The sequence below is a fragment of the Sphingopyxis sp. KK2 genome, assembly GCF_001990265.1.
GTDB lineage: Bacteria > Pseudomonadota > Alphaproteobacteria > Sphingomonadales > Sphingomonadaceae > Sphingopyxis.
In genome coordinates this window covers 1-7580 of sequence record NZ_LYVN01000169.1, presented here as the reverse complement: position 1 = coordinate 7580, position 7580 = coordinate 1, and the positions used below count along the sequence as shown (strand labels likewise).

Sequence of the window (7580 nt, the reverse complement as noted above, 5' to 3'; positions counted from 1 at the left end):
CTTCGGCCCCGCCGCGCCGGGGCGCATGGCGGCGCGCGCGCGTGCGGCGGCGGCGGTCGCCGACCCGTGCGCGCTGCCCGCGACCGGCGGCTATCGCAGCCTCGAGAACCATCTCTACCGGATCGAGATCCACAACGGCGGCGCTGCGGGCGGGCGCTGGAAATGGTCGCGCGACAATGGCATTCGCGAGGCGCGCTATGCCGAGATCGACAATGGCGCGCTGATCCTCGACAGCCTCGGCCCCGACGAACCCGGCGCGCTCAAGCGCGACGATTGGGTCGAGATCCTCGACGACGACCGGTTGCTCAGCGGCCAGCCGGGCTTTTTCGCGCGGCTCTCCGACATCAACGGCACCCGTGCCAGCCTTGGCGAACTGCGCCACCCCGACACGCTCGCCGCGCTCACTGACGGCGCGGACGCCCCCGACCTCAGCGGCCTCCCGACCAGCGGCCTTGTTCGGCGCTGGGAGGGCGGCCTGCCCGTCGATATCGTGCCGGGCGGCTGGGTAGCGGTCGAACAGGGTATCGAGGTATTTTTCGCCGCCGGGCGGCTTGCCACCGGCGACCATTGGCAGGTGCCCGCGCGTTCGCTCGCCGCAAAGATCGAATGGCCGACCGACGAAGCGACCGGCGCCGAGGCGCTCCTGCCGCCCCGGGGCATCGTGCATCATTATGCTGCGCTCGCGCTCGTCAACCGCGACGCCGGCGGTCTCTGGAGCGTCGGTAGCGATTGCCGCAACATCTTCCCGCCGCTCACCGCGCTGCGCAGCTTCCTCTATCTCGGCGGCGACGGGCAGGAGGCGATGCCGAACCCGCTCGCGCCCGCGACGCGAGTGCCGCTCGCCGCGCCGCTGCGCGTCGGCGTGATCCGCGGCAAGACGCCGCTGCCCGGCCTCAAGGTTCGCTTCGAAATCACCGGCGGCGACGGGCGGCTCGGCCCGGTCGCCGACAATCTCAAGAACCGCATCGTCATCACCGACGCCGACGGCGTTGCGGCGATAAACTGGTCGCTCGACACCGCGATGCAGAACCAGCGCGTCGTCGCGCGCCTGCTCGATGCGGCGGGCAATCCGACCCACCTGCCGATCCATTTCGACGCTAATCTAAGCACCGCGGCGGCGACCTCGTTCGACCCCGTCAACACCCCTGCGCTCGCGGGCGAGAATACGGTGCAAAAGGCGATCGAAAAGCTCGCGACGCTGACGCAGGTCGGTTGTTCGACCTATGTCGTTACCGAGGGCAGCGACTGGGTCGCGATCCTGAAATCGATCAAGGACGGCGAAGATGCCGCGATCTGCTTCCAGCGCGGCACCTATGAAACCGCCGAGCGTGTCGATCTCAAGGGCAAGGGCCATCTCACCATCCACGGCGCCGGCGATGGCACGCGCATCGTCGCGCGGCGTGCCGAATGCGCGCTCCATTTCGAAGCCTGCGCCAGCGTGACCTTGCGCGACCTCGATGTCGCGGCGCCCGACGGGTCGGGCGCGATCGGCAAGATCCAGTTCCGCCAGGGGGTGGTCACCGTGCTCGACACGCCCACGGTCGAGGTGTCGGGGGTATCGTTGCGCTGCGGCGGCGGCGCCGAGACCGAGCGCACCGGCCTTGCGATCCGCGGTTCGGACGAAAAGCCGCTTGATTCTGTGCAGATCACGCACAACCGGCTCGCGATCGGGCTGGCGCAGGACGGCATATTGGTCACCAACGCGGCCAATATCGTCATCGCCGACAACGAACTCGCGGTCGTCGCGGGCAAGGCGGGGCTGACCCCGGCACAGCAGCTCGAGAACGCCCGCTGGCGCAAGCAGATCGTCGCCATGCTCGTCGCCAAGCCGGTCGAAGCGGCGGTGAAGGGGGAGGGAAAACGCACCTTTCGCGCCGGGCGGATCGTCGCCGAATTCGAATCGCCGATGCCGCAGGCCGAATGGGAGAAACTCTACACCGCCGATCCGCCGCGCCCCGACGAGGTGCGGACGGTCGCGGGGGTGCAGGCCTATATCAAGCGGCTCAGCGACGTCGTCATCGCCGACCCGGTGAAGGCACCGACCTTCGACCGCGCGATCCGCACGCTTGGCACGCGCATCGGCGAAACGCGGCTCGGCGCGGTCGATAATGAGGTGAAGCGTTCGCTCGTCCTGATCGGCGAACCCGCCGCGCGCGCCGAGCGCGACCTCGGCGAAGCGGGCGAGGCCGGCAAGGTGACGATCCGCGCCGGATCGGTCGCGGTGAGTTTTGAATCGCCGATCAGCCAGGCCGACTGGAACAAGGCGGTCAAGCTGTGGCCGCCGCCGTCCGGGATCGACGATGTCCGCGAACTGGTCCGTTACCTGCAAAAGGTCGCCGCGCGCATCGCATCCGACGAGCGCGCGCGCGAAACGCTGCCCACCGCGATCGCCTGGTTCGGGCGCTTCACCAGCGACATGCCGAGCTATGCGCGGCAGGCGATCACCTGCGGCGGCACGACGCTGACCACCGTGACGATCCGCGGCAACAAGGTCTTCGGTTTCCTGCGCGGGGTGCATGTCGGCACCAGCCAGGCCGACCCGAAGATGATCCGCGCCGGCACCGTCGCGATCGCCGACAATCATCTGTCGCTGCGCAAGCCCGCCGAGGATGCCTATGTGCCGATGGGATTGTTCGTCGGTAACGTCGACACGCTGCGCATCCAGCGCAACACGCTCGACTGGGCCGGGCGCGGCAGCAAGAACCCGATCCAGCACGGCATCCGCGTCTGGGGCGATATCGGCGCCTATCTCAAGATTTCGGACAATCGCATTTCGGTCGGCCGGATCGGCATCGCGGTGCAGCCGGTTCTCGAATTTGAAAGCACCCGGAACTTGCTGTGGGTCGCCTCGGACAATCTGGTCGAGAATGTGCCGTCGAACAATGTGATCCGTGCGCCCGAATTTCTGTTACGGCGCGACAACAGGCCGTGATTTTGCGACGAAAACAGGCGAATTTCCTTGAAATTTTCGCGAGAATCGGCCATATTCTTCTTGGCCTTGATTGATAAATCGGCAGTGTGATTTGGTGCCGTTAAGGGTTCGAGTCCCTTTTGGGGTCATGGGGCGAGTCCACAGGGGCTCGCCCCTACTCTTTGGGGCTTCCTCGCTTATTCTTCAGCACTTTCGACCGAGGGAGCGAGCCCGCGCGATATCTTCGCCCAAGGGTTGAGGTCGGGTTCGCCGACCTTGGTCAGCCGGTTGCGGTCGCGATGGAGGAAAGGCTCGTTGCGCCCCTTCACGAGCAGCGTCGTGTCGGAGATATAGCTCCATGTCCCATCATCATGGAATTCCACCGAAATCTGATAGGATTCGGTTGTGAACGCCAGATCGAGGAACGTCGTCGAACAGATGCCATATTCGGTTTGTCCGCGTGTCGCCTTCAGCACCAGCTTCTTCGCACCGGGTTCGGCATGCCCCGCCGCGATCGCGATCTGCCCGCGCGGGATCGCCAGCGTCTGCAGGATCAGCCCGGTCGCGGGCTCGTACAGCCAGTAACCGACCTGGTCGTGAAAGCTGATATCCTCCTCGCGCGTGTTGACGTGGAGGTGATAGCGCAGGCCATAGAAAAGCTGCGGACCGTTCGCCTGCGGGTCGATCGGCTGCAATTCGATACGCTCGAAATATTGCCGCGTTTCAGGGCCATCGGCCTTGGGGTTGATATCGACCCCGCGCTGCCCCTCCCAGATGCCGGCGAGCCGCGCGAGCGGGCCGAGATTGGCGAGCGTCTCGGGATCGACATCCTCGGGTTCGGTAAAAATATCGTCCGGTAATTCCATAGCTTGGCCCCCAAAGCTATTATGAAAATTCAGATATCCTCGACCAGCCGAGCATAGAGCTGTGGGCGACGATCGCGGAAAAAGCCCATGCCCGCGCGATGCTTGGCGGCGCGGTCGAGGTCGATCGTGTCGACCAGCACGCCCCTCTCGCTCGCGCCAAATTCCTGCGTCAGGTCGCCCCATTCGTCGCTGATGAAGCTGTGGCCATAGAAGTTCGCGTCGCCCTCGGTCCCGATACGGTTCGCGGCGATCACGGGCATGCAATTCGATACCGCATGGCCCTGCATCGCGCGGCGCCACATGCGGCTCGTGTCGAGGTCGGCGTCATAGGGTTCGCTGCCGATCGCGGTCGGATAGAAAAGCAGTTCGGCGCCCATCAGCGCCATCGCGCGCGCGCATTCGGGATACCACTGGTCCCAGCACACGCCGACGCCGATCCGTGCGCCAAACACATCCCATACCTTGAACCCGGTGTTGCCTGGGCGGAAATAATATTTCTCTTCATATCCGGGCCCGTCGGGGATGTGCGACTTGCGGTACGTCCCCATGATGTCGCCATCGGGGCCGATCATCGCCAGCGTGTTGTAATAATGATGGCCGTCGCGTTCGAAAAAGCTCGTCGGGATCGCGACCTTCAGCTTCGTTGCGAGTGCCTGCATGGCGATGACGCTCGGATGCTCGGTCGTCGGCCTCGCGGTTGCGAACAGCACCTCGTCCTCGACCTGGCAGAAATAGGGGCCTTCGAACAATTCGGGGGGCAGGATGACCTGCGCACCCTTGGCGGCGGCCACCTCGACCAGCGCGGTGACCGCATCGATATTCGGCTCGACAGGGCCGGGCAGGGCGAGTTGCAGCGCGGCAACGGTGAGGGTGCGGGTCATTCGGGATTCCGTGATCGAGCTCAAATCGAGCCGAATATAGGCGGCTTCGCGCGCGATGCTAGGCCGGAAGCTGCTGGCTCGAGCAATGGAAGCTGCCGCCGCCCGCGAGGATGCCACTTGCCGGCACGCCGACCGCGCGGCGACCGGGGAAGAGGGCGGCCAGCGCCGCGACCGCCGCCGCGTCGTTCGCAACGCCATAGGTCGGCACGACGACAACGCTGTTGCCGATATAGAAATTCATATAGCTCGCCGCCGCGACCTCGCCGTCCAACTCGATCCGGCCGGGTGAGGGCAGGTCGACGATCTCGATCCCGCCGAACGTCGCCGCGCGCGCGCGCGCGTCGGCGTAGATATGCGCGTTGGGATCGTCGTCGCCCGCCGCGACCGGGATCGCCAGCCGCGCTTCGCCGACGAAACGCGCGAGATTGTCGACATGGCCGTCGGTATGGTCGCCCACCAGCCCGTTGCCGAGCCACAACAGCCGCTCGATCCCGAGCGACTGGTGCAGCCGTACCGCGATATCCTCGCGCGTCAGCGACGGGTTACGATTGATATTGAGCAGGCATTCCTCGGTGGTGACGCACAGGCCGGTACCGTCGACGTCGATGCCGCCGCCCTCGAGCACCCAGTCCTGATCGTCGACCGGAAAGCCCGTCGTCGCGGCAAGCGCGCCGCCGACCTCCTGGTCGCCGGGCATGATGAATTTCTCGCCCCACCAGTTGAAGCGGAAGTTTTGCGCGCGCCGTGCGGTCCCGGTGCCAGCGATGATCGGCCCGGTGTCGCGCAGCCAGATGTCGCCGAGCGGCTGGACGAGGATCGACACGCCCTGATCGACGAGCTTTGTGGCGATCTCGGCTTGGGCCTCATCGTTGACGACCAGCCGCACCTCCTCGCCGCGCCCGCCGTCATGGACCGCGTTGGCAAAGGCGGCGACGTCGCGCCGCGCCGCGTCGATCTGGCCCGACCATTCCTCCGCCATATGCGGAAAGCCGATCCAGACGGCATCGTGCGGCGCCCATTCGGCGGGCATGCGCAAAGTCATCGCGTAATAGTCCTTTGAATCGACGCCAGTGGCATCGGTCGTGTCATCCCAGAACGCAGCAATCCAGAACAGCCTGCGCCGTTCTGGATTGCCGGAACATGGTGCTCCCCGCAACCGCGGAGGAGCGGTTGTCGTCCTTACTTGCCGGCGCGCGACTTGTCGCGGGCGGCGCGGAATTCGTCGCCCTCGACCCAGTTCGGCCAAGCGTCGGTCATCGCGAGCATACGCCCCGCGGCGTAATAGAGGCGCAGGTCCGACATCATGCCGTCCCAGTTGGTGATCGCCTCATATTCGTCGCCCGGTGCATGATAACGGTTCTTTTCATAATCTTCCGACGCTTTCTTGCCGGCCTCGACACCGCCGACGATCAGGTCGTTGCCGCTGCCGAAGTTGAACATCGGGACGCCCAGCTTGGCAAAGCTGAAGTGATCCGACCGATAATAGAAGCCCTTTTCGGGGGTCGGCTCGGCCTTGATGACGCGGTCGCTCATCTTGGCGAGCTTTTCGACATAGGCGTCGAGTTCGGACTTGCCGCCACCGACGACGACGATATCCTTCGCCGGGCCGACCGCGTTGAGCGCGTCCATGTTCACCCCGCCGACGGTCTGCGCGAGCGGGAAGATCGGGTTCTCGGCATAATATTTCGATCCGAGCAGGCCCGATTCCTCGGCGGTGACCGCGAGGAAAACGATGCTGCGATCGGGCGCGCCGGCGGTCTTGAACGCCTGCGCCAGCGTCACCAGCCCGGCGATACCGCTCGCATTGTCGACCGCGCCGTTGCAGATGTCGTCGCCCGCGACGGGCGTGCAGCGGCCGAGGTGGTCCCAGTGGCCGGTGTAGAGCACATATTCATCGGGGCGCTTGGCCCCCGGCAGCACGCCGATGACGTTGCGCGACATCTTCTTGGCGATTTCGTTGTCGAACGAGAAATTGGCCTTCACCCCCGTCAGCGCGACGGATTTGAAGCCCTTGACCTTCGCGGCGTCGCGCAGCTTGTCGAAATCCTGCCCGGCGCTGGCGAACAGCTCCTTGGCCTTGGCGAGCTGGATCCAGCCGTTGGCGACGGTTTCCTTCGCGCCGCCATCCTTGCTTTCGGCGAGGTACTGCGTGCCGGTGTTGCTGCTTTCGACGACGTTCCAGCCATAGGCGGCGGGTTCGGTGTCGTGGACGATGAGGACCGCGGCGGCGCCTTGGCGCGCGGCTTCCTCATATTTATACGACCAGCGGCCGTAATAGGTCATCGCGCGGCCGTTGAATTCGCCCTTGGTTTCCTTGGTCTGCCAGTCGGGGTCGTTGACGAGGACGACGACGGTCTTGCCCTTCACATCGAGCCCGGCATAGTCGTTCCAGCCCTTTTCGGGGGCATTGATGCCATAACCGACGAAGACGACGTCGCTGTCCTTGATCGCGGTCTTGGGCTGCACGCGCCAGCTGAACGCGACATAGTCCTTGGCATATTGCGCGGTGACCGGGGTCTTGCCGCCGGTGAAGCTCAGCGGCGTGGCGTTCTTCGCGGTGATCTCGACCAGCGGCACATCCTGCGTCCATTGGCCGTTGTTGCCCGGCTGCAGGCCCGCTTCCTGATATTTCTTGATGATATAGGCGACGGTCTTTTCCTCGCCCGGCGTCCCCGGCGCGCGGCCCTCATAAGCGTCCGACGAGAGTTCTTTCGTCACTTCCTGCAGCGTCGCGAGCGACAGCTCGGGAATCTGGACGTCGGGAATGGCGGTGGCGGCGGTATCGGTGGCCGCCTTGTCTGACGCGTCGCCGCCGCCGCAAGCGGCAAGCGACAGAAGGGCCGCGAAGGCCGCGGCGGATCGGGGGGAACGCAGCATGGAAATGTCCTTGGAAAGTTTCGTTTGCGACGATCGGGCTTGTGC

General features: G+C 65.3%; 5 protein-coding genes. 1 reads left to right on the top strand and 4 read right to left on the bottom strand.

The genetic code is table 11. From position 1 onward, the window contains the following. Positions 1–2932: DUF6519 domain-containing protein (locus tag B1A78_RS22815; RefSeq protein ID WP_218668005.1), on the top strand; the 2932-nt coding region annotated here is incomplete at its 5' end. 176 nt (positions 2933–3108) lie between these two features. Here the strand turns inward: B1A78_RS22815 and B1A78_RS19175 are convergent. The 4 genes from B1A78_RS19175 to B1A78_RS19160 form a co-directional block, all read right to left on the bottom strand. Then, positions 3109–3777, bottom strand: a complete 669-nt coding sequence (locus B1A78_RS19175) for an FABP family protein (RefSeq protein ID WP_077148496.1) — start codon at positions 3775–3777, stop codon at positions 3109–3111. 29 nt (positions 3778–3806) lie between these two features. Next, positions 3807–4658, bottom strand: coding sequence for an N-carbamoylputrescine amidase (gene aguB / locus B1A78_RS19170; RefSeq protein WP_077148495.1), 852 nt, complete (start codon positions 4656–4658; stop codon positions 3807–3809). Positions 4659–4716: 58 nt separating this feature from the next. Next, entirely contained in the window at positions 4717–5700 is a 984-nt protein-coding gene (locus B1A78_RS19165; protein ID WP_077148494.1) for an agmatine deiminase family protein, read from the bottom strand. Between the two features lie 137 nt (positions 5701–5837). Beyond that, complete coding sequence (locus tag B1A78_RS19160) at positions 5838–7535, bottom strand: M28 family metallopeptidase (protein ID WP_179102097.1); 1698 nt, start codon at positions 7533–7535, stop codon at positions 5838–5840. Positions 7536–7580 lie beyond the last annotated feature (45 nt).